Raw genomic sequence first — 24,289 nt, forward strand, 5'->3', positions numbered from 1 at the left:
CCATCTTTTCTTTATTTACCCAAGGAGTAAAATAAAACTAAAAGGTAGGAAGAGTTACTACACTAGCAATTCCATAACAATTAACCTAGTTCTCTAAACAGACCTTTATTACATATATATATTACTAGTGGAATAACCAAAGAAAATAAAAAGATTGGTATGTAATGATATCCCTGTGTAAAATCTAGCCCCATAATAAGGAATAAATAAAAGGAAGTACGCCCCACATTGAGCATAAACTCCCTAATTAACAGATAGTGAGCCGTTAATCCAATATCACAATCCACCTCTGACTCGCAAGCTAGCTCCTTAATCTTTGTATAATGAATAACACTAACCGGGATCCATATTAGAGGTAAAGCAATTGCTGCCAATACATTAAAAATAATCAATGTTGAAAAACTCGGGAAAAATAAAAAAATAGTCATGACGGTCGCTAATATAGCACCTACATACGTTACCTTCATTCTACTTTTTACAAGTCGTGGACGGCTTATGAAAACAAGTGTTAAGATTCCTGTAATTGCAAATAATGTGTTTAACCATCCAACAATCGTTTCCTTCTGAACATATTGAAATAAGAGAATGCTGGATGCGAGTTGAATTATACTTTGAAAGAAACCAAAAGCCACTATAGAAACGAGAACAGCTTTATACTCCTTCCATATATCTTTATACCGTAAGGATGAAATATTGAAGTTGCTTTTATATTTTGGTGTAAATAAACTTATAATCACTTGAATAATCAACATAACAAATATTAATCGAAATGTTTCATTATAATCATAATAAAGAATTAAATAAGAAAATATTAATGGTGTTAAGACTGCGGTGATCCGGTTCATACCTTGCTCCATCCCCATAAAAAGTTGCCTATTTTCAGGGTTGGTTAATAATATTGAATAAAGATTAAATCCAGAATAATACAATCCTACAGCTGTACCATATAAAGTACCTAAAATGATAATATATCCTATTACATTCTCTTCTTTACTTATGAGTAATCCGAACACCGCTAGTAGAAAGGAAGAAGATAAAACAAACGTCATTCGACTATTCATCCACCTCATCGTATATGCCCCTATCATTGTTCCTATGAACACAGATACAAAAACCGAGGCATTGTATACTCCTATAGTAGAAAGACTTGCTCCTTGATTCCATAAAAAAATGTTTATATATAAGTTTGAAAAAGCTAACACACCTGAGAAGACGGTATTCATAAATAAAACAATAAAAATAGGATTTTTCATTATCAATTCACTCATTTCACGACTATTTTGTGTTATCTTCATGTCCGTTTTCTTTATTTTTCATGAATGTGTATACAAAATAGCCTCCACCAACAAAAATAACTACCCAAAAAATGGTCATAATTAATCCACCCATACCATAAAACATTATATTCTCCATTGTATTTTCCACTTGTATTCACCACCAAAAGAGTTGCTGAAGGCAACTCCAAAGTTATTTTATTCTCTTTTTTGCGCCACAAACTGAATAACATGTGACAAACCATTATGAAGTTCTCCTTCATTCCTTACAACCTCGCCCATAAAAAAGTGAACAATCCGCCAATCAAAAAAAACGCTTAAAAACTCTTCTGGTTTATAAAGTAGTTCTACGTTTTGTGGTCCTCCACTTTTGTATGGTAGCTGATAAACCGAATACACCTCTGAAATAAAATAACCACCTGGTTTAACTGCATCTTTAACACCTTCAAGTGTTTTTGTACGTAATGCCTCTGGAAAGTGACCAAAAATACAAATCAATTCATCCCACTGCTCTTTATCCCAGTTAGCTTCATTTAAGTCTACAAGCTTTGTTTGAACTGTTACATTTCTATCCTTGGCAAGCTTTTCTGTTTTAGCCAGTCCGGATTGCGCATAATCCCATGCAGTTACATTCATTCCTTGTTGCGCCAAGTAGACTGCATTTCTACCTTCTCCTTCAGCAATAGCCAATGCATCTCCTGATAGGTTTAATTTTTTATGGACATCCGCAAGAAATACGTTTGGATTAGTTCCATAAACATAATTCTCATTTTTAAATCGATCATTCCAGGAATTCATAGCTTGTTCTCCTTTGATTTAATTTTTTAGTCAATACTTTTTATTAATTGCTCCATCATTTCCTTATCCATCGGTCCGACAATTTTCTTTCGAACAATCCCCTGCGAATCAATTATATAACTTGTTGGGATCGTAAAAGCTTGATATGTTTCTCCTGTATCGCCTTTAGTATCAAGCAGTATTGGAAAAGTTAATCCATAATCTTTTACAAATTTTCCAATATCATTTGTGTTCTTTTCTGCAGTAGTTAAATTAACTGCTAAAATTTCTACATTTTCATTTTGTTGATCTAGATAAAATTCTTGCATATGAGGCATTTCAGCTTTACAAGGAGGACACCAAGTAGCCCAAAAATTTAAAATGACTTTCTTTCCTTTATAGTCAGACAGTTTTACTTCTCTTCCTTCTAAAGTCTGGAGTTGAAATTCAGGTGCCAAATTTCCTTCTTTTATTCCACTAATTAAATCATTATTTTCTATTCGATTGTTAAGGGAGGTTTCATCCATATTGTCTTTTTCTGAAAATGCATAGTCATATACTCCCCAACCTAAAAGACCAATCAAACCTACTAAGACGAGTATTTGTTTGTTCATAATCCCACTCCTTCAAAAATCGTGAATGTAGAGAGATAAGCACTGATCTTTTCCATTTGACCAGTGAATAATAACAATCCCATTATGATAAGGATTACTCCATTAACTAACGAAAGCTTTGGTAAAACCTTATTGATTCTTTTAATCACATTTAAAGAGTATGTCACAAGAAAAGATAACATGAGAAAAGGAATGCCTAGACCTAAGGCGTATATCCATAATAAAAACATGCCAGAATAAATCGTTTCAGTTGAACTAGCCAGTAATAAAATGGACGATAAAGCAAGTCCTACACAAGGTGTCCATCCTGATCCAAATGCTAAACCAAGGATAAATGATTTTAGAGAACTAGCTTTGGACTTCCTATTATAATCAAACCGTTTTTCAGTCATTAAAAACTTTATTTTAAACACACCAAGCATCTGTAACCCAAAAATAATGATGAGGAATCCCCCTATCATTTGAATTAATTTCTTATTATCTAAAAATATTTGTCCTACAACACTTGCTGAAGCTCCTAGTAACACAAATACAATACTAAATCCAAAGATAAAACTTATTGAACGAGAAAACAGGACACTCTTCTGGGTATTTACTTTTCCATCTTTTACTGAACCATCGGTTAAATGAGCAACATATGCAGGAATTAATGGAAACACACAAGGTGAAAAAAATGAAAGTACCCCTGCAGTTAATGCAAAAAATATTGTGATATTTTCCAATTCTTACCCACCTATCTTTCTACTGTAGTTTTCTATCCCAAAGGTAAAGAGACAAGATTATTAATCCTACAAAAAACCACTGCTCCATCGAGAAAATAAAAATCGTATTTTCATTGATTAGAACCAATGAGAGTATTATTTTGTAGAATGAAAATAAGACGATGACAGAAAAAAATGATTTATATGAGGATAGAATTTTTTGAACTAGAATGAGTATCAAATTAGTCAACGAATAAATGCCAAAAAGAACATGATAAATGAAATTATCCTCTACAAAGGTGGCGGATAAAAAGTGATAGACAGACAGCACTGAAAAACTAAATAGTAAGCCGTATTTCAAAGTAACTAGCATTGAAATATCTAATTTCCTTGCTTTATAAATAAAGTAGTAGATTGAAAAAATAATAGCTAAAATTAAGCCACTTCTTCCTCCTGTAAAATACAACAACGACAAAGGACTTTTTATTACTAATGAAGGTTCCGTAAGAAGTAAGCTACCTTTCCAAATAAAAAAGCCTAAAAACACGCTATTAGTTAATAAGTCAAATACTGCCTTATTATGTTCCCTATTCGGTAAGCGTAGGAGCAATACTTTTATAAAAACTATTCCAAATAGAATTGCCACTCCAAGAAGAAACCATTTAAGGAGAATCGTAAATGAACCGATTTGAATGATATCCATGGGTACCTCCAAAAAAATTGCTTGATGTTTACACAAAAAGGGGCTGTTTAGCCCCTCTTCTTAAAAGATTCTTTGAAACAAGACGATGACTCCTACCAGGAGCCAGACTAAAATCCCTGGTCATATGGGTGGGAAAAATGACCGTGATTTTTTGTTAGGAATTCCTCAACTACCTTTGCCACAGTTGTTATGATCTTTATTCATATTATCAGCCTACTCCATTACTTATTTTATAATTTCTCCCTGCCATTCTTGAATACCGCCACTTACACTTACAACATTACCATAACCATAGTCTTTTAAAATGTTTGCAGCTTGAAGACTTCGTTTCCCACTTCTGCACAATAGAACGATTTCCGCATCTTTAGAAAGACCTTTATAATCGGATTTTAATGTGCTTAGTGGAATGTTTTTCATCCCTTTAATATGACCTGCTTCATATTCATGGGGTTCACGCACATCAACAAAGATTATGTTACTTGATTTGGGATCCTGTAATTTTTGCTCCAACTCATTAATTGAAATTGTTTTAATGCTATTATTTTCAAACTGGGTATAGCCAAAATATAATACTAAAATGACAAGGGGTAGATATAATGCTATTGTTTTAATCTTCAAGGAAACTCCTGCTTTCAGATGTACTTATAGTGTAAGGACAATAAATTGCCCGCCACCCAATATGGTCTTGGTATAATCAATTTTGACATTATTAAAATATGGTTTACTTGTTTCATGTACTAAAAAACTTATGCCATCTTGTTCAATAATCTCATCATTTTCTAAAGCTGACTCTTCCAGAGCCAGACGAAGCTGAGGTCCCCCTCAACCAATGCCCATTGCAAGACGAATAAATGGTTTTTTTACATCTTTAACTTCTTGTTTTATTTTTGATATCGCAGCATCTGTAATTTTAATCAACGTTATTCCTCCTCAATATTTAAAAATGTACAAACAAATCCGCTGAAACTGCCTCATTTAAAACCCATTTAATGGGGACTTGCTCAGCTGGGTACTTAAATTGCGTATGGTCCTTTATATCTAAGTCCACCACATAAAATTTAACGCCAGATTCAACAGCTATCTCAAGTAAATCGTTAATTGAAGGTGCGTTAAAATCAGCTAGAGCATTAGACAAGTATTCAATTCCATCCGATGGAATAGGAATGTATTTTTGATCTAAAATGTTTACTCCTTTTCGTGAGAAGGCTAAGATCACATCAGCCCCGGATGAAGCAGCTCCAACAGCAACATTTAAAGGTGGGTAAGCAGACTCTAATTCATCATGAAGTGCTAAAACGACAACTTTTTTCGTATTCATGTTTAGTCCCCCTCTTAAAAACTTAAAACAGCATCAGCTTGGTAGGCTGTTTCTAAAAAGGTAACAACGCCCGCGAGTTCTGCCCCTTCTATTAATTCCAAACCATCAGCAATTAACACATTCATTTGACAACCATACAATTTAATTCCCGCATTTAAAGCCAAGTTAAAAAGTAAGGATAGATCTACTCCATGTGTTCTCGTCATTCTTTTTAAATAACGTTTATCTAAAACACGCGCTCCATCAAGATCAAAAAATATGGCGACTTCATTTTTTTGTTCAACCATTTCGATTGATTTCTTCAACACATAGGGAACATTTGAGCTTAACGATACAAAATAAACAAATTTCTTGTTCGTCATTATAACCCCTTCTTTCAAACCTACTATGAATACACTTTATTTTCCCCTGTTTTTACAAAATATCTAACCAAATCTTAACGGCAGTAGCTCCAATTAATAACGCTAAAATGACTTGCAACACTTTGGTATTTACTTTTTTTCCAGCCATTGCACCCAATGGGGAAGCAATTAAACTTGCAACGATCATAATAAAAGCTGGGAAGTAGTCAATTTGTCCGGTCGTAATTTTACCTACTGTCGCTCCGATTGATGAAATAAACGTAATCGCTAGAGAAGAAGCGATCGTCATTCTTGTTGGAATTTTTAATACCACTAACATGATTGGCACTAATAAAAAGGCTCCTGCTGCTCCAACGATCCCAGCCCCCACCCCTACAATAAGGGCTAATAGTGCTGCAAGCCATTTGTTAAATTTCACCTGATCTAATGGAATGTCGTCTATTCCCTTTTTCGGAATAAACATCATCACTGCTGCAATTAAGGCTAATATCCCATAAATTAAATTAATGCCTCCTTCAGACATTAACTTTGATCCAAATCCTCCAACAAAACTACCCACTAAAATACTAGCACCCATATACATAATTAACGTTTTATTTAAATATCCACCTTTTCGGTAAGCCCAAACTCCACCAATAGTTGCAAAGAATACTTGAATCGCACTTATGCCTGAAACTTCATGTGCAGTAAATGCTGCTAAGCCAAATAACGGTGGAATATATAATAACATTGGGTATTTAATAATAGACCCGCCGATTCCTAACATTCCTGAAACATATGATCCAATAAATCCTATTAAGAAAATCGTAATGATGAATCCAAAATCCATGGTGTTACCTCCTTTTGAAAAAAGGGAACCCTACATAGGCTCCCCTTATTTTTTAACCTTTTTTAATCCAAAATTTAAATACATCATTTTCTTCTTCATGCTTAATTAGTTCATGACCACCAGATTTTGCCCAAGCTGTTAGGTCGTTTTTAGCACCTTTATCAGTAGCATGAATTTCTAGAATTTCACCTGATGCTAATTCATTGATTGCCTTTTTTGTTTTTACAATTGGCATTGGACATGCTAATCCTTTTGCGTCTAATACTTTAGTTGCTTCCATTTCGTTATTCCTCCTAAAATAAGTTTTTATCGAACCGCACAACGGTTTGGTCCAATTTCCATTTCACGTTGTTTTTCATCATCTGGGTTAATTTTCCCCATGTTAGTTTCACGAATTTCTTGATACGCATTTGGTTGTGGTGGTAGGTTTTCTGTTACTAATTTTCTGAATTCATTTTCGTCCTCGATGTTTAGACCATGATTTTTTGCAAATAGTGTCCCTAATTTTTCTGATACACTACCATCGTCATTCAATTCATCAATGATCATAAAGTGCGCTGGTAGAACAACTAGTTCTTCTGAAAGCTCTCTGTAACGGATGTACAAACTTTCTCTTAAATCTGCTACCCAGTCTTCTGCCATCCCAGCTAAGTCTGGTCTGCCGATTGAATCGATGAATAGGATATCACCTGATAATAAGAACTGAGAATCCACAACAAACGATGTAGAACCAATTGTGTGACCTGGAGAATACAGGGCATGAATATCGATGGCAGTATTTCCGATTGTTACCACATTTCCATCTTCTAAAGGCTTATACTCAAATGTGACTTCTGTTGCATCCTTTGGTGGTAACCAATACGTAGCACCTGTTCTCTCAGCAATGACTCTTCCACCAGAAATGTGGTCAGCATGAAGATGCGTATCAAATACATGCGTAATTTTTGCACCAATTTCTTTTGCAAAATCAAGATAAATATCAGTCATACGAGTTGCATCGATGATAGCTGCTTCCCCATTTGAGACGACCATGTAAGATAGGCAGCCCTTACCGATACGAACGAACTGATACACTTCACCTCCATCGTTTAAGTCCCCGACCTTCACAGGCTCTAAGTACTCACTCCACGCTTTCATCCCACCTTGCAGGTAAGAAGCCGTTAATCCTTGTTCTGATAACATCTCTGCCACCATTAATGAAGATCCTTCTTTTGCACAAACGACTAAAACTTCTTGATTAGCCGGGATTTTATCTAAGATTCCTTCCACTCCATCCAGTAACTCGAAATACGGAATATTATAATAGTCGAAGTTTTCTCCTTCAATTTTCCAATCTTGAAAGTCACTTTCATTACGAACGTCTAGAATAAATAATGGTTCTTTATTAAATACTTTTTTTGTTACTTCTTTTGAAGTCATAGCCTTTACAGTCATATCATTTTACCCCCTATGGTATATTTAAATTCAAAAAAATAATTAATTTTTATTAAAACGTAAGAGTTACATCTGCATCTTTTGCAAATTCTAAAAAGGTTACAGCTCCACCCACTTCAATTCCATCCACAAATGCTTCCTTTTCTAATCCCATCACATCCATTGTCATTTGGCAACCAATGAATTTGACACCCATTTCTTGTGCCATTGCCACTAACTCAGGTATAGCTGGTACGTTTGCTTTTGCAAACCCTTCAGCAAAATGCTCTTTCCCCTCTGGCATTGGTAGTTGTGTGTATGCCTCTTTATGAATTAAGTTTAATCCTTCAAATGTAAAGAATATGGCAACTTCCTGATCAGATGCTGCTGCAGCTGTTGCGATATTAAAAACTTTATATGCATCAAATAATCCACCATTACTTGCTATAATTGCTACTTTACTCATTCTTAATTCCTCCTAGTTTCTTAATGCTAGCATTATATTATTTGGATCATAACCAACAACCCACTTGCCATTTACCTCTGTTTGAGGCACACCCAGTTGTCCGGTCTTTGCGACTAGTTGGTTCATAATCTCTGGGTTTTCTTCAACATTTACCTCTTTAAAAGGTATAGTTTGATCTGCCAAAAAGTTCTTTAGCATAACACAATACGGACAGCGTGTGGTTGTGTATACCGTTACTGTGCTCATATCAAATTTCCCCTCCTTATTTATTTAAACTATTGGTTTTGCCTGACCAAGCACTCATCCCTGGCACAACATTAATCACATTTGCAAAACCTTTTTCAGCTAATTTTTGAGCTGCGAGATCACTACGGTTTCCAGTTCGACACACCACATAAATCTCATCAGCTGTATTAAGCTCTGAAAGACGATCCTCTAACTCTCCTAACGGAATAGAGATGGCGTTTGGAATATGGTTGAATGCGTACTCCGCTGCTTCTCTAACATCGAGAACAACAATATTCTCGTTAACATCTAGTTTTTTCTCCAACTCTTCATTGCTTGTGATGTTAGGATGTTTTCTTTCAATTGTTCCATCATTGGAAGATTTTCTAAGGTAATGCTTTAACACATCTCCTTGTTCAATTGTGCCTAGATACTGATGTCCAGCGCTTTTTGCCCATGCTTCAAGGTCAGCTTTTGACCCTTTATCTGTTGCTTGAACCTCTAAGACTTGACCAGATTGTAACTCATTCATTGCCTTTTTTGTTTTGACGATAGGCATTGGGCAAGCTAGGCCCTTTGCATCTAATAAAAGATCTGTTTTTAATGAATTCATAATATAAAAACCTCCTGTTTATTACCCTTACGAGTATATTGACTTCTAAAAAAAATCACCTTATTTTGTTTCGCCTTCCCACGCAAGCATTCCGCCTGTCATGTTGGTTACCTTAAACCCATGACTTTCAAGAAATTGACAGGCGCGACCACTACGTGCACCAGAACGACAAACCATGATATAGTCTTGAGACTTATCTAATTCATGCATACGGAATTCTAATAACCCTAGTGGAATGTGGATCGCTCCTGGGATTTTCCCAGTTTCAACTTCATCCACTTCACGAACATCAATCAAGTTTAATGGTTGACCTTCTACTAACGATGTTTCCACTTCTTTTGCTGTTAGTTGTTTCATTTTCTCTCCTCCTTTTTATCTCCAGGCACTCATACCACCTTTTACATTTGTCACGTTCGTAAATCCTAATTTTTTTAATATTTTAGTAGCATTTTGACTTCTCATTCCACTTTGACAAATAACAACTACTTCTTTGTCTTTTGATAGTTCCTTCTCCGCTTTTTGCGCAAGTTGTTGGAGTGGGAGATTTTTAAATCCTTTAATGTTTCTTCCCTTAAACTCCCCAGGAGTACGTACATCAACAAATTGTTTATTCCTATCTTTTAATTCATTCTTTAAATCTGTTGTTGAAATCTGTCTAACACCTTTAGCCGGGATGATTCGTTTAATGATAAATAACAGAAAGAGTCCAATGATTAAATAATTTAGATATTCCAAACTTACTCCCTCCTTTTATGTAGGGGATAATCCCCCTAACGTGTTTAGATAAATAGGTTTACATTTCCATCTTCTGCATCAGCTAAATATGCAGCTACACCTGCATACTCGATATTATCTAAAAGTTCTTCTTTTTGAAGTCCTAATAAATCCATTGTCATCGTACAAGCAACGAGCTTAACATCTTGTTCTTTTGCCATTTCAATTAAGTCTGAAAGTGGCATTGCATTATGCTTTTTCATTACATCTTTAATCATTTTAGGACCGAAACCTGCAAAGTGCATTTTTGACAGACCCATTTTTTCAGCACCTCTTGGCATCATTTTGCCAAACATCTTTTCCATGAAACCTTTTTTCACTTCAATATCTTCATCCTTACGTAGAGCATTTAATCCCCAAAATGTGTGGAAAATAGTTACTTCATGATCATAGGCAGCTGCCCCGTTTGCAATAATATAAGCAGCCATTGCTTTATCATAATCACCACTAAATAATACGATTGTTGTTTTTTTTGTTTCTGTCATGTTTGTTCCTCCTCTTGTTGTTTACCCATTAGGGTATTTTTCTGTATAAAAAATTTTCCTTTTACCTTTACCCCTATGGGTATAATATTATTAAAAATAAAAGAGAGTGTCAACCCCTTTATTTCTATCTACTTCTTACAAGCAGATTGACAGCTTCTTTTAATAGTTCTTCTGTATTTTTCTCACCAATTTCTTCGGCGTTACGAACACATTCCACTAAATTTGAACTGACGACAACTCCAATCGTCCGATCAATCGCTGTTCTTGCTGCAGACAACTGAGTAATAACATCTTTGCAGTCTTTATTTTCTTCCATCATTCTCAAAATTCCTCTAAGTTGTCCTTCAATGCGCTTTACTCTGTTTTTCATTTGGTCGTTGTATTCCATCTGTTTTCCCCCTTAACAATAACTTTCTTTATTTAATTGATTTTCCTTTAATACTGTTTGTGTTTGATTTGTAATTAAATAGCCAACGACCTTAAAATCTCTTTTGCGTAAGAAACGAATCGCTAGATTCCTTTCAAGGCGGTTTGATGCCACTACAATCAAGTCACTTTTTGGGATTTCTGAATAAAACCTATTAAGGTATGCCACTGGAACATTGATGGCTCTTTCTATTGGGCTGTTATGAGACTCAATATAATCTCTTACATCTACGACTATTGATGTTCCCATATCAACGTGATTAGTTATATTTTCAACCCTAAAAACGGGAAAATGTCTTTTAAAAAGAGCAACAATAATGGCACTCATTATTATAGCAACTATCATATGCTGTCTCCTTTACTAATAAAAAAAGGAATGTCTTACAACGTTTATATTATACCCATTAGGGTATATTGTCAATACCTTTAAATTTATTTCTTTTTAACTTTGTAAGAATAATTTTGATGTATCAGATACCCTTCTTTTATTTGTGGATATATACCATTGATAACAAAAAATGAAGATTAGAAATATATCGATCACATCTCCACCATAATACATTAGCACTCCACCCATCTCGGCTTGGGAAATTGGTACACTCTTTGGGGGATGGGCATAAATATACTTTGATAGAATACCGTGGATGCCTGAGGCGATTATTAAAACAATAGAACGATAGAGGAAACTTGTTCTATGGGCAACTGGATCAATATAGATCATGGATACTGTAAAAAGGTATCCTGCTATGAATACATGAACGTGTATAAAGACATAAAGATATAAATTCCCGTGCATTTGTGCGTATAAGTCCGTTGTATAGAGTACCCATAGTCCTCCAATATTTAGAAGCGATGCGATAAAAGGATCACTTACAATGCGGACCGGGTAACTTTTTAATATCTGTGTAAACCGTCGTGCTAATTTCACAGACAGAGTTCTTAAAAAAAGCGTCATCGGTGCAGAAAGCGCAATAAGTAGAGGTCCTAACATCCCAAGAAATAAATGACCTAGCATGTGTATTTTAAGATCCATATGGGCTTGTTCAGCTACCGGTCCCACTACAGCAAGTGCTACAAACAGAACCCCTAAAAGCCAAGATAACGTTCGGTATGGCGACCATTTTTTATGCTTTCGATTGGATAAAACAACTCCCATTATATAAAGAATAATCATTAACACAAATACCAAAATGAAGAAATAATCTAAATAACTATAACCGGAACTATCAATGTGATTGTGATCCACTAAGAATTTCCTCCCCTTGGGATAATTGCTTTCTTGTGCGAAATACGAGAATCACCCCAACAATAATGAGTGCTACAGCAACTAAATTCCACACTAAGTCGTAAGGAAGTATTTCTACATTGTAACGAATCTGATGTATTCTCATGAACTTGTGTTGGATGATACCATCATACAAATTAAAGCCTCCAGCCCCAAGCAATATTCCTCCCCACCATCTTGCAAGCCAAAAAGCATTTCTGCGGCGAAGGTCTGCAAACATAAAAGCTGAAAAGATGGTCGCAAACCAACTAAAAGCATGAAACAGACCATCCGAAACTAGTCCAATATCAGTTGTTGATTTATCATAGAAGTGATGCCAGTGTAGTAGTTGATGAAAAACCGTTTCATCAATAAAAGCTACAAGACCAAGCCCAAATAAAAAGCCACCAAATAAATTGCGATTCGCAAAATAATAAACTTTTGTTTTGAGTTTTTAATAATATTCATCCATTTCCCTCCTATATGTTCATATTTAATTATTTTGTCCATTCAACCATTACTTTTAAACAATAGGTGATGAAGAAGGATTTTGATTCTGTTTTCATAATAAAAGAACACTCATAAAGTCACGAGTGTTCTATAAAAAATAACCCAATATCAGCTTTTATTTAGTATCTTCTTTAATGCTTCCTTCTCTTCAAATATTTCTGTTGCAGTCCTAACGCCAAGTCTCCTTATCAGTGGTAATGGAGGACACCACCCCTGTAAAGAATGTTGGATCATAAATACACTTGTTATTCCTGACAATGCCATCCATTTTTTATTGCTTAATAATCCAAGTAAAGATGATATCAATACAATTGATGCAAAGTTAAGTTCTAAAACTCTTTCGGTATCCCATTCATAATTTAATTCTTTAATACGTTTATCTATTTCTTTTTCAGTTTTCCCGTAGTAATTGTTGATATTATGTGCAGTTTTTCGTTCTATATCATTATTGATTCTATCATCTGTGTTTAACTTTACTTTAGTCGTAGTTGGTGGAAATAGATCTCTCATACATTCCCATCCTCTCGTTGATTGGTATATAAACCCATTGAGTTTTTTAAATAAATCTTCTACAATACCTAGTATAACAATAGGAATTAATGGGTATAGGAGGAACCTAATATGAAACGTTTTTTCAAATCTTTTTTCAATGAAAAATGCCCTACTTGTAATAAAAATTTAGTCAGCGATAAAACGAACTCATTACTCTCAATTGTAATCAAATCATGTCCAGATAATCATTTTCAAAAGGAATATCATCCTGCACTTGAGACATACGTTGAAAGTAATAAGGTCTCTTAAAATAAAATATCAGACCAAATTTTAATTGAAGTAGCTAATATGAGTAATGCCAAAATCCATTGTAGGATTTTGGTATTTATTTTTTTACCAAAATTAGCACCAAGTGGCGAAGCGATTAGGCTTGCTACAACCATGATTAACGCTGGATAATATTCGACTTGACCTGTTGTAATTTTCCCAACAGTTGCACCAATAGACGAGATAAACGTAATAGCTAAAGAGGTCGCTATCGTCATTCTAGTTGGAATTTTCAGCACTACGAGCATGATAGGAACTAAAATGAACGCACCAGCAGCACCAACAATTCCCGCACCCACCCCAACAATTAATGCAAGAACAGCTGCGAGCCATTTATTAAACTTCACCTGATCATGTGGGATCTCATCGATTCCTTTTTTAGGTAAGAACATCATCACAACGGCGATTAAAGCTAGAATTCCATATACAATGTTAATTCCACTTTCGGTCATGAGCTTTGAGCCATATCCACCAATAAAACTACCAATTAATATGGCAACACCCATGTATATAATTAACGTTTTATTCAAGTACCCTCCTTTTCTATAAGCCCATACTCCCCCTATTGTGGCGAAAAAAACTTGTACGGCGCTAATTCCAGATACCTCATGTGCACTAAATGCAGCTAATCCAAACAGTGGTGGAATGTATAAAAGCATGGGATATTTAATAATCGATCCACCAATTCCTACCATTCCGGATATGAAGGATCCAATAAAACCGATAAGGAATATAACCACGATAAATCCAATATCCACTTTCTTTTTCCTCCAATCAAAGGGGGAGGGTAACCGTTTAAAGGTACCTTCCCCTAAATTCTATCCTTTTTTTAACCAGAACTTATAAACACCATTTTCTTCTTCATCTTTTAGCAATTCGTGTCCACCCGATTGTGCCCATGCAGTCAAGTCATTTTTTGCCCCTTTATCTGTTGCATGAATCTCAAGGATCTCTCCTGAACTTAATGAATCCATTTCCTTTTTTGTTTTTACAATTGGCATTGGACAAGCTAGCCCTTTTGCATCTAATACTTTTGTTGCTTCCATCTCTTTTCCTCCTATCTCACTGCACAGCGATTTGGTCCAATTTCCATTTCCCTTTGTTGTTCTTCTTCTGGTTTGATTTTACCCATATTTGTCTCACGAATTTCTTGGTATGAATTCGGCTGTGGCGGAAGATTTTCTGTCACCGTTTTTCTGAATTCAGCTTCATCATTAATATTTAATCCATGATTTTGTTGATAAAGTACACCAAGTTTTTCTGAAATACTTCCATCATCATTCATTTCGTTAATTCCCATGTAATGGGCAGGTAAGACTAGAAGATTATCAGCTAGCTCTTTGTAACGTTGATAAAGGGTATTTCTTAAATCTCCTACCCAGTCTTCAGCTTTACCAGCTAGATCAGGGCGACCAATGGAATCAATAAATAAAATGTCACCTGTTAACAAATATTGATCATCAACGACAAAAGATGTACTACCAATGGTATGCCCAGGAGAGTAAATGGCTTTTATGGTTGTCTGTCCAACCTTGTATTCATCGCCGTCATTAATTTGTGAGTAGTTAAATGTGACTTCTTTAGCATCCTTTGGTGGTAAATAATAGGTTGCACCATGTTTTTCAGCAAGTTCTCTACCACCAGAAATATGGTCAGCATGCAAATGAGTATCTAAAACGTGTGTTAACGTAATATTATGTTCCTTTATCATCTCTTCATATGGAGACAACATTCTGTTAGTATCAATTATTGCCCCTTTTCCGTCAGACTCAATTAAATAGGAAAGGCAGCCTTTTCCAATCCGTACAAATTGAAAGATGCTTCCTCCATTTTTCAAATCACCAATCTTTATTGGCTCAAGGTGTTCACTCCAAGCCTTCATTCCGCCTTCTACTGAGTAAACATCTGTAAACCCCTGTTCCATTATTTGTTCGGCGACAAATTCTGATGCACCACCTTTAGCACAAATGACATAAATTTCTTTGCTCTTTGGTAGTTTATCTAATATTGAATCGACTCCTTCTAATAATTCAACGTAAGGAGAATTGATTACCTCTATATTGCGCCCTTCTATTTTCCAATCGTCAAAATCGCTGGTATTACGGGTATCAAGGATGAAAAGGTCTTCATGATTAATGACTTTCTGGGCTAAATCTTTAACAGATATTGTTTTCAGAGCTGTTGTTGTTCCCATGTGTCTCCTCCTTTTACTTTTCTAAAAGTTGAGTAATCGTTTCCGGATCATACCCTAAAACCCACTCACCACTAATTTCAATTTGAGGGACTCCCATCTGACCTGTTGTTTCAACCAATTTATCTCCTGCTGCAGGATCTTCTTGCACATTTACTTCTTTAAATGCGACACCTTGCTCATTTAAAAAGTTTTTTACCATTACACAATAGGGACAAGTGTTTGTGGTATAGACAGTAACATTCTTATTCATCATTCTTCACTCCTTTAGAACGTTAGCGTTACGTCAGCATCTTTAGCAAACGCTAAAAAGGTAACTGCACCGCCAACATCAATCCCTTCTACAAAATGCTCTTTTTCTAAACTCATAACATCCATTGTCATTTGGCACGCAATCATTTTCACACCCATCTCACTCGCCATTGCAACAAGCTCTTCAACTGGTGGAACATTCGCTTTTTTAAATCCTTCTTGATAATGTTCTGTTCCTGTAGGCATTGGCAAATTTTTATGACCTTCTTTATGAATGAGATTTAAGCCTTCAAATGTAAAAAAGATTCCCACTTCAGCATCAGTAGCAGCTGCAGCCGTTGCAATATTGAATACTTTATAGGCATCAAACATCCCACCGTTTGAGGCAATGATAGCTACTTTCATTATTATTCCTCCTTGTTTAATGATTTTTATCGATAGGTCCTGTCCAGTCTTTCATTCCAGGAACTACATTTTTAACGTTGTTAAAGCCTTTTTCGGTTAACTTTTGTGCAGCAAAATCACTACGACTACCCGTTCTACAAATGACATGTAGATTGTCTACATTGTTAAGTTCCTCAAACCGATTTTCTAATTCACCAAGTGGGATATTAATAGCACCCGGTACATGACCGAATGCATATTCAGCCGGTTCTCTCACATCTAAAACAGTTATTTTTTCATTTCCATCTAATTTCTTTAATAATTCATCTAAATGAACCACATCCGGATGTTTTGCTTCAGGTTTTTCTTCTTCTGAACGAACTTTTCGAAGATAATGTTTTAAGGTCTCTCCCTCTTCTACAGTTCCTAAATACTGATGACCGGTACTAGAAGCCCAAGCCTTTAAATCAGCTGTTGAACCTTTATCGGTAGCTTGAATTTCCATCACTTCACCTGGTTCAAGGGTGTTCATTTCTTTTTTTGTTTTTACAATTGGCATCGGGCAAGCCAGTCCCTTTGCATCTAACACCCTATTAACTGTAACTTCCATTGAGATTCCTCCTTCTTGGGTTACGGTTTTTCGACTTCATCTTCCCAATTAAGCATTCCACCAACCATATTTTTCACTTTATACCCCTTATCTTGCAAAAATTCAGCAGCCATTCCACTCCGATTCCCCGATTGGCATACCATAAAATGCTCCTTGTCTTTGTCAATTTCATGTAATCGATTTTCAAGCTCTCCTAAAGGAATATGGTAAGCACCTGGGATTCTCCCTTGTGCAACTTCTTCATGTTCACGAACATCGATAATACTTTGTGCTTTTCCTTGCCTTACTTTTTCAGATACTTCTTTTGGTAAAATCTCAGCAACTTTTGACTTAGTATTCATTTCGTCACTCCTTATGTTGAAGTAATACAAGTCATACTTAGAATTCTCTTTTATCGGTTAAATATGTTTATTTGCCACGTCCATATAAATCCAAAATAAGCTTCTAATTGTAACTTTTATCACACTAATTGATTTTAGTAATGTTAATATCACAATACTAACAGGGGTATAAAGTTGAACTGGAGTGATTAAAATGAATAAAAAAATAATAATAGTAGGTGGAGTTTTAGGTGGAGTTTAATTTTGTTTGAAATATTAGGTGGATTAACCTTAGGGCTATAAAAGACATTTATTCGGGAAAGCAGTAAAAGTGAATGTCTAAACAAGGAGGAAAACAAATGAAAATAAAAACAAATCAACGTGTCGTTGCCGTTTTAGCCTTACTCCTTCTTGCCGGATATGGTGGCATCGATCATATGATGTACTCTGGTGGCATAAGCCCAAATATGTATGCTGGACATGATGGCAGTACCGGAAATGCAAGATGGCATGATAGAAATATTTCAAAGTCCTGAAATGATAGATACGATAAATAAAATAGTAAACGAAAAATAAAAAAAAGGACGGCGATAGTTTTTTATCGTCGCCCGTTTTTTTCAAAGTAGTTATAAAATATTTATTTCTTGACTGGCAAATTCACAGTTTCTATATACTTTTATTAATACAATTAATTAAACGATCCTCAATATCTTTTGCAAGCTTTATGATTTCATCATTATTCACAAGCTTAATAAGTGCTGTTGGTCTAGGCATCCCTATCTTAGTTTGCCCATTGTCACTGTAAACAACAATTTTACATGGTAAAAAATACCCCACTAATAAGTTTTCATTTAAAACTCTCTGAGCTTCATGTGGATTACAGACTTCTAAGACCTTATATTCCTGATTAAAATCTAGTCCCTTCTCTTGAAGTTTGTCTTTGATATCAAACATCCACAAAACGCCAAACTTCTCTTCTTTCAAATTAGTTTCTAAACTTGTTACTGCTTCATTAATACTCTTTTTTGTTTCAACGGTATAGTCAAACATTTTTTATCCTCCTTAAAATTTAATGTTTTTAGCAATTATTGCATAAATTGATTGATTTAAATGCACAAGTTTTGGATGAAAGCCGTTTTGTTCTAATAACTTTTTCATGGTTATAGACGGTACTTTCTGTTCTATTGAAGGTCCTATCTCTGATTCCACCGCTTCCCATTCTAACAATACAAACATTCCACCTGGCTTTATAATCCTACGAATTTCTCCGAGTGCAGCTTTTATATCAGGCACTTCATGTATGACAAAAGCTATTAACGCTTTATCTATCTACAATATTCTTTTCCAATTTTATATCCTCAAGATTACTTTCAACATACCTGATATTACTTATGTTCTCCTTTTCTGCACGTTCCATTAATAATTTCAACATCCTGGGTTCAATATCTACAGCATAAACCATCTTAGATTTTTTCGTTAGTGAAAGTGTAAAATAGCCGTTACCCGCACCTAGATCAGCGACATTTTCAAACTCTTCAAGTTCTAATAATTCCAATGCCTTATTGGGTGTTATAAGCTTTTTTCTCTTTGGATCAAAGAGCCTATATGCTCTATTTGGATCAGTTCGATGAGACAGAATCATCCCCCCTTCCATTATATACGTATACCCGTAATGGTATATATTAATTATAAAATGAGTAATAAGATACTACAAGCCTTAAGTTTGGTCTTTGTCGTACATTGAGTAGGATTTTTCAATAAATCTTTTATATTGATTCAATACTCTGTTCCTACCTTATTAATGTTTCATTCATTCGAACTGCTGTTATGATTCCTGCAATTAGAGGTAATAGAGCAACTAAACCAATTGCCCAACTAATATTAAGCATATCTGCAATAAATCCTGCAAATAATGCTCCAAATGCATATCCACTATCTCTCCAAAAACGATAAACTCCCATTGATGAGGCTCTCCATTCTGGTTGTGCTATATCACTAATTGAAGCTTGTAAGGTTGGATATACCATTGCGGTTCCTAGTCCTAGAAGAATAGCTGCTATGAACCATAGGCTATATTCGTTTACAAATAAAATCATCCACAGAGAAAGAGCTTGAAGCCACATTCCACCAACAATGAACCACTTTCGTCCGATCTTATCACTTAACGCTCCGGTAAACAGTTGGAAAAATCCCCATGAAGCTGGATAAATCGCAACTAACACTCCAATTTCTGATACGGTTAAGCCAACACCTGTAAAGAATAATGGGAAGAGTCCCCAAGCCATACCATCTTTAAGGTTTGTGCTTAATCCTGCAAAAGTGATGCTAGATAAACTTTTATTCTTAAACGTAGTTATTTTGAACACTTCTTTTGCAGATAAAGTCGGACCATTATTGGATGATTTTGTTTGAAGCTTTATATGTTCTTCTGTATCTCTTACAAGTAATGATAAGATAAAACCGATTACCACAATAATAATACCTAAATAAAATGGTTCGGGGCGGTTAGAAAAATTTGTTGCAACAAAACCAGAGACACCAGCCATTACAGCTACTCCTATATACCCTGCAAATTCATTTAACCCTACAGCAAAACCTCTTTGAGTAGGTTTCGATAAATCAATTTTCATATTTACGGTCATGGACCAAGATAATCCTTGGTTGATACCTAAGAAAATATTTGCAACTACAATCATCCACCATGAGGTCGCAAATATAACCAGCAAAGGAACTAATAAGCCGATACTCCAACCGATAAGAAGGACTTTCTTTCTTCCTAATCGGTCTGCGATAGCACCTGCAAAATAATTCACAATAGCCTTTGAAAATCCAAAACTAATAATAAAAGATAATGCCGCACTAGCCGATGCCAAACCAAAATCTTCTTCACCAATAATCGGGAGAATGGTTCTTTCTAAACCAACCATTGAACCAACAAAGAAGTTCGTAACAACTAGAAGTATGAAATTTATTAAATTTTCTTTAATTCCAATTTGTACTTTACTCAAACCATTCACCTCCAAAAAGGGAGAACCAAATAGAGGTTCTCCACTTTATTATTTTCCTTGATTTGTTTTTCTCATCTCTTTAAAACCTTCTGGTTGTGGTGGTACGTTCGTTGTCATAAAATCAACAAATTCCTTCTCGTTATCAAATCTCATTGCTTCATTGTGACGTTTTTCAAATCCAATGGTTGAAGAAGGTTTCCCACTTAAACCACGTCCACAAACTGATCCTGAAAACGCTCCAGGATAAATTTCAACATGGTCTTCTAATTGAGTGATCTTTTTTAAGCTTTGATACAAATCTTTTGCCCCTTCTTCAATAGATACAGCCAATTCAGTTCTACCTGCATCTCCAACCATTAACGTATGACCTGTTAAGACAAACCAAGGTTCATCAGCTCGACGTTTATCAGAAACCACGATAGAAATGTGCTCTGGTGTATGACCTGGGGTATGCAAGAACTTTAATAGTGTATTTCCAGCTAATAATTCATCCCCGTCTTCTACTGGAGTAAAGTTAAAGCTTGTTTCTGCTGAAGAATGAAGGACATATTTTGCACCTGTTTTCTCAGCTAATTTTCTTGCACCTGATACATGGTCAGCATGAAGATGTGTATCAATTACATAAACAATATTCATGCCTAACTTTTCAGCTTCTTCTACATAAAAATCAACTTGATCTTCTAGTGGGTCTACCACCACTCCTTGTGATTGACTTCCACACCCAAAAAAATATGATGCTGCTACTGGATTAGTGTGTAAATATTGACGAAATAACATTTTTAATTCCTCCTTAAAATTAATGAATATAATCAGATTGTTTCCACTCATGAACCCCTTCTTCCATGCGATAAGCTTCGTATCCAAGGGAGTTTAATGTTTCTACTGCTTGTGTTGCAAAAGCACAATAAGGTCCACGACAATAAGCAATTATTTTTTTATCTTTTGGAAGAGAAGAAATATGCTCCTCTAGATCTTCAACAGGTATCGATAGAGCTCCCGTAATATGTTGATTTTTATATTCATCTTCTGGTCTAACATCAATTAGAACAGCCTCACCATTTTGTATCTCTTTCAACATATCTTTAAGATGAACCATTTTAATCCTTTCATCTCTTCCTATATAACCTTTTCTTACGTGTGTAATATCACTAAACTGCATTTCGGCTAAATTTTTAATCGAATGCAGGAGTTCAATTACGTTATCATCTGTTAAAGAGTAGAATACAAAGTTTTTATCCTTACTAAATTTAACTAATCTAGCCTCTAGTAGTGCCTGAAGGTGTTTTGATGTATTTGCTACAGACATCTTTGCTTCTTTGGATAACCTCTCCACTGTTTTTGGTCCTTGAGATAAATAATCTAATAACTCAAAGCGCTTAGGACTAGATAGAGCTTTACTAATTCGAGCAAATTGACTGTAAACAAGATCTTTAAATTCTCTAGGTTCCATATAATCACCTCTAATCTATTCAACTTATTGATTGAATAGTTGAATTGTATAATATATGATTTAATTTGTAAAGTGGTTTGCTAAGTGGAAAAATATAGTTTGAAAAATTTAATGTATTTTATTATTAACCAAGCTGAGAAGATTAAATGATATATAAAGTTAATAATGAAACTAGGAAGGATATGCTTTAGCCAAAATGTTTGCTGCAATCGTTAGATTTTCCGAAGAGGTATAGGGTCTTTTTATTTATAAAAAAACACCGCAAACCACGGTGGAAAAAGAAAAACCATTAATAATGGATAGCTGTTTATCTCTTTTTATTTCTGCTATCTTTCTTGCAATAACTTAATTTAAGACATTATTTATTGCGCAGTATTTAGTCTACTACGTAATTAGAGATACTCCACAATCGGGGCCTTATATGGAATAAGGAGTGACTAATTGTTCACTTCTGACAGCTTTCTATATAATGAAGCCCTAGATACATTTGTAATTTCACAAATTTGATTTACAGTCATATTTCCTTCTTTATATAGCTTTACTGCATAATTCATTCCTGCGTGATTTTTATGATATTTCTTTAACCGTCCTTTAAACTTCCCTTCTTTCTTTGCGAGCTCAATTCCTTCACGCTGACGCAAACGAATAAGGTCTCGCTCTAATTGGTTAACACCAGCCATTACCGTAATTAAGAATTGGCTGTATGGATTATCTTCTGATAAATCTAGCCATGTATCCTTAAGTGATTTTAAGCTTGCCTTTTTATTTCGTATTAAATCAATCAATTCAAATAAATCTTGCGTACTTCGAGTGATCCGAGTTAAATCTGTAACATAAATAACGTCACCTTCCTGTAAATCCTCTAACATTTTTTGAAGTTGTTCACGATCCTTTGTGGCTCCTGAAATTTTTTCTTCATAAATAATATCCATTCCAATTTCGTTCAATTGCTGAAATTGCCTTGAAGGATTTTGGCTAGTCGAACTGACGCGTATATAACCGATTTTCTGCAAAATTTCACCTCGTTTTTGAGACAAGTCTTATGAGACACTCTTAACTATGATTTTATCAGTCTACTATACTTGTATCAATAGAGTACACTCTATTGATATATAATTAAACTAATTAACTGAAAAATTACAGAAATGGGATGAGACTATATGAAAATTGCGAGAGGTAGAGAATTACTTACACCAGATCAGAGACTTGCTTTAATGCAAATCCCTGAAGATGAATGGGTATTGGGAACCTACTACACTTTTTCCAAACGAGATTTAGAAATTATAAATAGGCGAAGGAGAGAAGAAAATCGTTTAGGGTTCGCAGTTCAATTGGCCGTTCTTCGGTATCCCGGATGGCCATACACTCATATCAAAAGCATCCCAGATTCCGTCATACATTATATATCGAAACAAATCGGTGCCACACCATCCACGATTAGTCTTTATCCTCAAAGAGAAAATACACTTTGGGATCATTTGAAAGAAATTCGAAGTGAATACGACTTTGTAACTTTTACTCTAAAAGAATATCGAATGACATTTAAGCATCTTCATCAAGTAGCTTTGGAAAATGGTGATGCCATACATTTACTACATGAATGCATAGATTTTCTAAGAAGAAATAAAATCATATTACCTGCTTTCACCACACTTGAGAGAATGGTGTGGGAGGCAAGGGCGATGGCTGAAAAGAAGCTATTTAACATGGTTAATCAATCTCTAACAAAAAAGCAAAAAGAAAAGCTGGAAGAGGTCATTACTTCGCAGCATCCATCCGAATCCAATAAAACGATATTGGGTTGGTTAAAGGAACCACCAGGTCATCCTTCACCCGAAACATTTCTAAAAGTAATAGAACGACTCGAATACATACGAGGAATGGAGTTAGAAACGGTACAAATTAGTCATTTGCATCGCAATCGCCTGTTACAGCTATCTCGCTTAGGTTCAAGATATGAGCCTTATGCATTCCGTGACTTTCAAGAAAATAAACGATATTCGATATTAACCGTCTATTTATTACATCTTACTCAGGAGTTAACGGATAAGGCATTTGAAATTCATGACAGACAAATACTAAGTCTGTTATCAAAAGGCCGTAAGGCGCAAGAAGAAATTCAGAAACAAAACGGTAAAAAGCTAAATGAGAAGGTAATACACTTTACGAACATCGGACAGGCTTTAATCAAAGCAAAAAAGGATAAACTAGATGTTTTTGAGGTTTTGGAATCTGTTATTGAATGGAATTCTTTTGTTTCTTCTGTAGAAGAAGCTCAGGAGCTTGCACGTCCTGCTGACTATGATTATTTAGACTTACTGCAAAAACGCTTTTATTCACTTAGAAAATATACGCCGACGCTATTAAGAGTATTAGACTTTCATTCTACAAAGGCAAATGAGCCACTTTTACAAGCTGTAGAGTGTAAACGCTAAAATAAAAGTTGACCACTTTAGCGCAATTCGCTAACCAAAAAGTTGACCACCCTTAACACCCAATCC

General features: G+C 35.1%; 38 protein-coding genes and 2 pseudogenes. 3 read left to right on the forward strand and 37 right to left on the reverse strand.

Annotated elements, in window-relative coordinates:
* Window positions 1-80: 80 nt before the first annotated feature.
* From A361_RS28165 to A361_RS28270, 23 genes and pseudogenes are all read right to left on the reverse strand, one after another.
* Window positions 81-1,268, reverse strand: coding sequence for an MFS transporter (locus A361_RS28165; RefSeq protein WP_236888094.1), 1,188 nt, complete (start codon window positions 1,266-1,268; stop codon window positions 81-83).
* Window positions 1,269-1,275: 7 nt separating this feature from the next.
* Complete coding sequence (locus A361_RS30145) at window positions 1,276-1,425, reverse strand: hypothetical protein (protein WP_019380829.1); 150 nt, start codon at window positions 1,423-1,425, stop codon at window positions 1,276-1,278.
* 47 nt (window positions 1,426-1,472) lie between these two features.
* Complete coding sequence (locus tag A361_RS28170; protein ID WP_016204385.1) at window positions 1,473-2,072, reverse strand: class I SAM-dependent methyltransferase; 600 nt, start codon at window positions 2,070-2,072, stop codon at window positions 1,473-1,475.
* Between the two features lie 26 nt (window positions 2,073-2,098).
* Window positions 2,099-2,665 carry a peroxiredoxin family protein gene (locus A361_RS28175; RefSeq protein ID WP_016204386.1) on the reverse strand — a complete coding sequence of 189 codons (567 nt, stop codon included), beginning with the start codon at window positions 2,663-2,665 and terminating at the stop codon, window positions 2,099-2,101.
* Window positions 2,662-3,387 (reverse strand): cytochrome c biogenesis CcdA family protein, encoded by a 726-nt coding sequence (locus A361_RS28180; RefSeq protein WP_019380828.1) that lies wholly within the window; start codon window positions 3,385-3,387, stop codon window positions 2,662-2,664. The genes A361_RS28175 and A361_RS28180 overlap by 4 nt, the downstream gene beginning before the upstream one ends.
* Before the next feature lie 19 nt (window positions 3,388-3,406).
* Complete coding sequence (locus tag A361_RS28185) at window positions 3,407-4,069, reverse strand: hypothetical protein (protein ID WP_016204387.1); 663 nt, start codon at window positions 4,067-4,069, stop codon at window positions 3,407-3,409.
* Between the two features lie 225 nt (window positions 4,070-4,294).
* Window positions 4,295-4,687 (reverse strand): rhodanese-like domain-containing protein, encoded by a 393-nt coding sequence (locus tag A361_RS28190; protein WP_019380827.1) that lies wholly within the window; start codon window positions 4,685-4,687, stop codon window positions 4,295-4,297.
* 319 nt (window positions 4,688-5,006) lie between these two features.
* On the reverse strand, window positions 5,007-5,387 hold the full coding sequence (locus A361_RS28195; protein ID WP_016204390.1) for a peroxiredoxin family protein: 381 nt from the start codon (window positions 5,385-5,387) through the stop codon (window positions 5,007-5,009).
* Between the two features lie 14 nt (window positions 5,388-5,401).
* The gene (locus A361_RS28200) at window positions 5,402-5,749 is read right to left on the reverse strand and encodes a DsrE/DsrF/DrsH-like family protein (protein WP_016204391.1); all 348 of its coding nucleotides are present in this window, start codon (window positions 5,747-5,749) and stop codon (window positions 5,402-5,404) included.
* Window positions 5,750-5,801: 52 nt separating this feature from the next.
* Complete coding sequence (locus tag A361_RS28205; RefSeq protein WP_016204392.1) at window positions 5,802-6,578, reverse strand: sulfite exporter TauE/SafE family protein; 777 nt, start codon at window positions 6,576-6,578, stop codon at window positions 5,802-5,804.
* A gap of 52 nt (window positions 6,579-6,630) precedes the next feature.
* Window positions 6,631-6,858 (reverse strand): sulfurtransferase TusA family protein, encoded by a 228-nt coding sequence (locus tag A361_RS28210; protein ID WP_016204393.1) that lies wholly within the window; start codon window positions 6,856-6,858, stop codon window positions 6,631-6,633.
* Window positions 6,859-6,884: 26 nt separating this feature from the next.
* Window positions 6,885-8,012, reverse strand: a complete 1,128-nt coding sequence (locus tag A361_RS28215; protein WP_016204394.1) for an MBL fold metallo-hydrolase — start codon at window positions 8,010-8,012, stop codon at window positions 6,885-6,887.
* 52 nt (window positions 8,013-8,064) lie between these two features.
* Window positions 8,065-8,457: a DsrE/DsrF/DrsH-like family protein gene (locus tag A361_RS28220; RefSeq protein WP_016204395.1), complete on the reverse strand. Its 393-nt coding sequence runs from the start codon at window positions 8,455-8,457 to the stop codon at window positions 8,065-8,067.
* A 12-nt stretch (window positions 8,458-8,469) separates the two neighbouring features.
* On the reverse strand, window positions 8,470-8,703 hold the full coding sequence (locus A361_RS28225) for a glutaredoxin family protein (RefSeq protein WP_016204396.1): 234 nt from the start codon (window positions 8,701-8,703) through the stop codon (window positions 8,470-8,472).
* 16 nt (window positions 8,704-8,719) lie between these two features.
* On the reverse strand, window positions 8,720-9,295 hold the full coding sequence (locus tag A361_RS28230) for a sulfurtransferase TusA family protein (protein WP_016204397.1): 576 nt from the start codon (window positions 9,293-9,295) through the stop codon (window positions 8,720-8,722).
* Window positions 9,296-9,355: 60 nt separating this feature from the next.
* Window positions 9,356-9,652, reverse strand: a complete 297-nt coding sequence (locus A361_RS28235) for a rhodanese-like domain-containing protein (RefSeq protein WP_016204398.1) — start codon at window positions 9,650-9,652, stop codon at window positions 9,356-9,358.
* 15 nt (window positions 9,653-9,667) lie between these two features.
* Window positions 9,668-10,030: a rhodanese-like domain-containing protein gene (locus tag A361_RS28240; RefSeq protein ID WP_016204399.1), complete on the reverse strand. Its 363-nt coding sequence runs from the start codon at window positions 10,028-10,030 to the stop codon at window positions 9,668-9,670.
* A 44-nt stretch (window positions 10,031-10,074) separates the two neighbouring features.
* Window positions 10,075-10,554 (reverse strand): DsrE/DsrF/DrsH-like family protein, encoded by a 480-nt coding sequence (locus A361_RS28245; protein ID WP_016204400.1) that lies wholly within the window; start codon window positions 10,552-10,554, stop codon window positions 10,075-10,077.
* A 124-nt stretch (window positions 10,555-10,678) separates the two neighbouring features.
* Window positions 10,679-10,942 carry a metal-sensitive transcriptional regulator gene (locus A361_RS28250; RefSeq protein WP_016204401.1) on the reverse strand — a complete coding sequence of 88 codons (264 nt, stop codon included), beginning with the start codon at window positions 10,940-10,942 and terminating at the stop codon, window positions 10,679-10,681.
* 12 nt (window positions 10,943-10,954) lie between these two features.
* Window positions 10,955-11,326 (reverse strand): rhodanese-like domain-containing protein, encoded by a 372-nt coding sequence (locus A361_RS28255; protein ID WP_016204402.1) that lies wholly within the window; start codon window positions 11,324-11,326, stop codon window positions 10,955-10,957.
* A gap of 96 nt (window positions 11,327-11,422) precedes the next feature.
* Entirely contained in the window at window positions 11,423-12,226 is an 804-nt protein-coding gene (locus A361_RS28260) for a cytochrome c oxidase assembly protein (RefSeq protein ID WP_019380825.1), read from the reverse strand.
* A pseudogene (locus tag A361_RS28265) lies at window positions 12,207-12,674 on the reverse strand (DUF2243 domain-containing protein); the annotation flags it as partial. The gene A361_RS28260 and the pseudogene A361_RS28265, both read right to left, overlap by 20 nt.
* Before the next feature lie 188 nt (window positions 12,675-12,862).
* The gene (locus tag A361_RS28270) at window positions 12,863-13,264 is read right to left on the reverse strand and encodes a DUF2892 domain-containing protein (protein WP_016204405.1); all 402 of its coding nucleotides are present in this window, start codon (window positions 13,262-13,264) and stop codon (window positions 12,863-12,865) included.
* Between the two features lie 111 nt (window positions 13,265-13,375).
* Here A361_RS28270 and A361_RS31095 point away from each other — a divergent pair, with 111 nt between their 5' ends.
* Window positions 13,376-13,555: a hypothetical protein gene (locus A361_RS31095; protein ID WP_016204406.1), complete on the forward strand. Its 180-nt coding sequence runs from the start codon at window positions 13,376-13,378 to the stop codon at window positions 13,553-13,555.
* Here the strand turns inward: A361_RS31095 and A361_RS28280 are convergent.
* Genes A361_RS28280 through A361_RS28310 form a run of 7 tightly spaced genes read right to left on the reverse strand, consistent with a single transcriptional unit; the run spans window position 13,552 to window position 17,351 of the window.
* The gene (locus A361_RS28280; protein ID WP_019380822.1) at window positions 13,552-14,331 is read right to left on the reverse strand and encodes a sulfite exporter TauE/SafE family protein; all 780 of its coding nucleotides are present in this window, start codon (window positions 14,329-14,331) and stop codon (window positions 13,552-13,554) included. The genes A361_RS31095 and A361_RS28280 overlap by 4 nt on opposite strands.
* A gap of 60 nt (window positions 14,332-14,391) precedes the next feature.
* Window positions 14,392-14,619 carry a sulfurtransferase TusA family protein gene (locus tag A361_RS28285; protein WP_016204409.1) on the reverse strand — a complete coding sequence of 76 codons (228 nt, stop codon included), beginning with the start codon at window positions 14,617-14,619 and terminating at the stop codon, window positions 14,392-14,394.
* An 11-nt stretch (window positions 14,620-14,630) separates the two neighbouring features.
* Window positions 14,631-15,767 carry an MBL fold metallo-hydrolase gene (locus A361_RS28290; protein WP_016204410.1) on the reverse strand — a complete coding sequence of 379 codons (1,137 nt, stop codon included), beginning with the start codon at window positions 15,765-15,767 and terminating at the stop codon, window positions 14,631-14,633.
* A 13-nt stretch (window positions 15,768-15,780) separates the two neighbouring features.
* Entirely contained in the window at window positions 15,781-16,017 is a 237-nt protein-coding gene (locus A361_RS28295) for a glutaredoxin family protein (RefSeq protein WP_016204411.1), read from the reverse strand.
* Between the two features lie 14 nt (window positions 16,018-16,031).
* A complete protein-coding gene (locus tag A361_RS28300) occupies window positions 16,032-16,421 on the reverse strand; it encodes a DsrE/DsrF/DrsH-like family protein (protein WP_016204412.1) in 390 nt (129 codons plus the stop codon).
* Between the two features lie 16 nt (window positions 16,422-16,437).
* Window positions 16,438-17,010, reverse strand: a complete 573-nt coding sequence (locus tag A361_RS28305; protein ID WP_016204413.1) for a sulfurtransferase TusA family protein — start codon at window positions 17,008-17,010, stop codon at window positions 16,438-16,440.
* A 20-nt stretch (window positions 17,011-17,030) separates the two neighbouring features.
* Window positions 17,031-17,351 (reverse strand): rhodanese-like domain-containing protein, encoded by a 321-nt coding sequence (locus A361_RS28310; protein WP_016204414.1) that lies wholly within the window; start codon window positions 17,349-17,351, stop codon window positions 17,031-17,033.
* 338 nt (window positions 17,352-17,689) lie between these two features.
* On the opposite strand from A361_RS28310, the gene A361_RS30150 reads away from it, so the two are divergent.
* Window positions 17,690-17,866 (forward strand): hypothetical protein, encoded by a 177-nt coding sequence (locus tag A361_RS30150; RefSeq protein ID WP_019380821.1) that lies wholly within the window; start codon window positions 17,690-17,692, stop codon window positions 17,864-17,866.
* Window positions 17,867-17,996: 130 nt separating this feature from the next.
* Here the strand turns inward: A361_RS30150 and A361_RS28315 are convergent, their stop codons facing one another.
* From A361_RS28315 to A361_RS28345, 7 genes are all read right to left on the reverse strand, one after another.
* Complete coding sequence (locus tag A361_RS28315) at window positions 17,997-18,380, reverse strand: DUF302 domain-containing protein (protein WP_019380820.1); 384 nt, start codon at window positions 18,378-18,380, stop codon at window positions 17,997-17,999.
* Window positions 18,381-18,392: 12 nt separating this feature from the next.
* Window positions 18,393-18,659, reverse strand: coding sequence for a class I SAM-dependent methyltransferase (locus A361_RS31145; protein WP_142385655.1), 267 nt, complete (start codon window positions 18,657-18,659; stop codon window positions 18,393-18,395).
* Window positions 18,652-18,984, reverse strand: coding sequence for a class I SAM-dependent methyltransferase (locus A361_RS31150; protein WP_250637168.1), 333 nt, complete (start codon window positions 18,982-18,984; stop codon window positions 18,652-18,654). Before A361_RS31150 ends, A361_RS31145 begins: the two co-directional genes overlap by 8 nt.
* A gap of 136 nt (window positions 18,985-19,120) precedes the next feature.
* Complete coding sequence (locus tag A361_RS28330) at window positions 19,121-20,338, reverse strand: MFS transporter (protein WP_016204419.1); 1,218 nt, start codon at window positions 20,336-20,338, stop codon at window positions 19,121-19,123.
* Window positions 20,339-20,386: 48 nt separating this feature from the next.
* Window positions 20,387-21,115, reverse strand: coding sequence for an MBL fold metallo-hydrolase (locus A361_RS28335; protein ID WP_016204420.1), 729 nt, complete (start codon window positions 21,113-21,115; stop codon window positions 20,387-20,389).
* Between the two features lie 19 nt (window positions 21,116-21,134).
* On the reverse strand, window positions 21,135-21,788 hold the full coding sequence (locus tag A361_RS28340) for an ArsR/SmtB family transcription factor (RefSeq protein ID WP_016204421.1): 654 nt from the start codon (window positions 21,786-21,788) through the stop codon (window positions 21,135-21,137).
* Window positions 21,789-22,225: 437 nt separating this feature from the next.
* A complete protein-coding gene (locus tag A361_RS28345) occupies window positions 22,226-22,801 on the reverse strand; it encodes a recombinase family protein (protein ID WP_016204422.1) in 576 nt (191 codons plus the stop codon).
* A gap of 147 nt (window positions 22,802-22,948) precedes the next feature.
* Here A361_RS28345 and A361_RS28350 point away from each other — a divergent pair.
* Window positions 22,949-24,220, forward strand: a pseudogene (locus A361_RS28350) (DUF4158 domain-containing protein); the annotation flags it as partial.
* Between the last annotated feature and the right edge of the window lie 69 nt (window positions 24,221-24,289).

Source organism: Cytobacillus oceanisediminis 2691 (genome assembly GCF_000294775.2).
Lineage (GTDB): Bacteria > Bacillota > Bacilli > Bacillales > Cytobacillaceae > Cytobacillus > Cytobacillus pseudoceanisediminis.

Coding starts and splice junctions, on each gene's coding strand:
- A361_RS28310 (WP_016204414.1), bottom strand. CDS start 17,351: ATGAATACTAAGTCAAAAGTTGCTGAGATTTTACCAAAAGAAGTATCT.
- A361_RS28225 (WP_016204396.1), bottom strand. CDS start 8,703: ATGAGCACAGTAACGGTATACACAACCACACGCTGTCCGTATTGTGTT.
- A361_RS28215 (WP_016204394.1), bottom strand. CDS start 8,012: ATGACTGTAAAGGCTATGACTTCAAAAGAAGTAACAAAAAAAGTATTT.
- A361_RS28295 (WP_016204411.1), bottom strand. CDS start 16,017: ATGAATAAGAATGTTACTGTCTATACCACAAACACTTGTCCCTATTGT.
- A361_RS28245 (WP_016204400.1), bottom strand. CDS start 10,554: ATGACAGAAACAAAAAAAACAACAATCGTATTATTTAGTGGTGATTAT.
- A361_RS28315 (WP_019380820.1), bottom strand. CDS start 18,380: ATGTTTGACTATACCGTTGAAACAAAAAAGAGTATTAATGAAGCAGTA.
- A361_RS28220 (WP_016204395.1), bottom strand. CDS start 8,457: ATGAGTAAAGTAGCAATTATAGCAAGTAATGGTGGATTATTTGATGCA.
- A361_RS28235 (WP_016204398.1), bottom strand. CDS start 9,652: ATGAAACAACTAACAGCAAAAGAAGTGGAAACATCGTTAGTAGAAGGT.
- A361_RS28195 (WP_016204390.1), bottom strand. CDS start 5,387: ATGAATACGAAAAAAGTTGTCGTTTTAGCACTTCATGATGAATTAGAG.
- A361_RS28170 (WP_016204385.1), bottom strand. CDS start 2,072: ATGAATTCCTGGAATGATCGATTTAAAAATGAGAATTATGTTTATGGA.
- A361_RS28285 (WP_016204409.1), bottom strand. CDS start 14,619: ATGGAAGCAACAAAAGTATTAGATGCAAAAGGGCTAGCTTGTCCAATG.
- A361_RS28205 (WP_016204392.1), bottom strand. CDS start 6,578: ATGGATTTTGGATTCATCATTACGATTTTCTTAATAGGATTTATTGGA.
- A361_RS28340 (WP_016204421.1), bottom strand. CDS start 21,788: ATGGAACCTAGAGAATTTAAAGATCTTGTTTACAGTCAATTTGCTCGA.
- A361_RS28255 (WP_016204402.1), bottom strand. CDS start 11,326: ATGATAGTTGCTATAATAATGAGTGCCATTATTGTTGCTCTTTTTAAA.
- A361_RS28335 (WP_016204420.1), bottom strand. CDS start 21,115: ATGTTATTTCGTCAATATTTACACACTAATCCAGTAGCAGCATCATAT.
- A361_RS30150 (WP_019380821.1), top strand. CDS start 17,690: ATGAAAATAAAAACAAATCAACGTGTCGTTGCCGTTTTAGCCTTACTC.
- A361_RS28165 (WP_236888094.1), bottom strand. CDS start 1,268: ATGAGTGAATTGATAATGAAAAATCCTATTTTTATTGTTTTATTTATG.
- A361_RS31150 (WP_250637168.1), bottom strand. CDS start 18,984: ATGGAAGGGGGGATGATTCTGTCTCATCGAACTGATCCAAATAGAGCA.
- A361_RS28300 (WP_016204412.1), bottom strand. CDS start 16,421: ATGAAAGTAGCTATCATTGCCTCAAACGGTGGGATGTTTGATGCCTAT.
- A361_RS28210 (WP_016204393.1), bottom strand. CDS start 6,858: ATGGAAGCAACTAAAGTATTAGACGCAAAAGGATTAGCATGTCCAATG.
- A361_RS28230 (WP_016204397.1), bottom strand. CDS start 9,295: ATGAATTCATTAAAAACAGATCTTTTATTAGATGCAAAGGGCCTAGCT.
- A361_RS28290 (WP_016204410.1), bottom strand. CDS start 15,767: ATGGGAACAACAACAGCTCTGAAAACAATATCTGTTAAAGATTTAGCC.
- A361_RS28305 (WP_016204413.1), bottom strand. CDS start 17,010: ATGGAAGTTACAGTTAATAGGGTGTTAGATGCAAAGGGACTGGCTTGC.
- A361_RS28185 (WP_016204387.1), bottom strand. CDS start 4,069: ATGGATATCATTCAAATCGGTTCATTTACGATTCTCCTTAAATGGTTT.
- A361_RS31095 (WP_016204406.1), top strand. CDS start 13,376: ATGAAACGTTTTTTCAAATCTTTTTTCAATGAAAAATGCCCTACTTGT.
- A361_RS28175 (WP_016204386.1), bottom strand. CDS start 2,665: ATGAACAAACAAATACTCGTCTTAGTAGGTTTGATTGGTCTTTTAGGT.
- A361_RS28250 (WP_016204401.1), bottom strand. CDS start 10,942: ATGGAATACAACGACCAAATGAAAAACAGAGTAAAGCGCATTGAAGGA.
- A361_RS28270 (WP_016204405.1), bottom strand. CDS start 13,264: ATGAGAGATCTATTTCCACCAACTACGACTAAAGTAAAGTTAAACACA.
- A361_RS28200 (WP_016204391.1), bottom strand. CDS start 5,749: ATGACGAACAAGAAATTTGTTTATTTTGTATCGTTAAGCTCAAATGTT.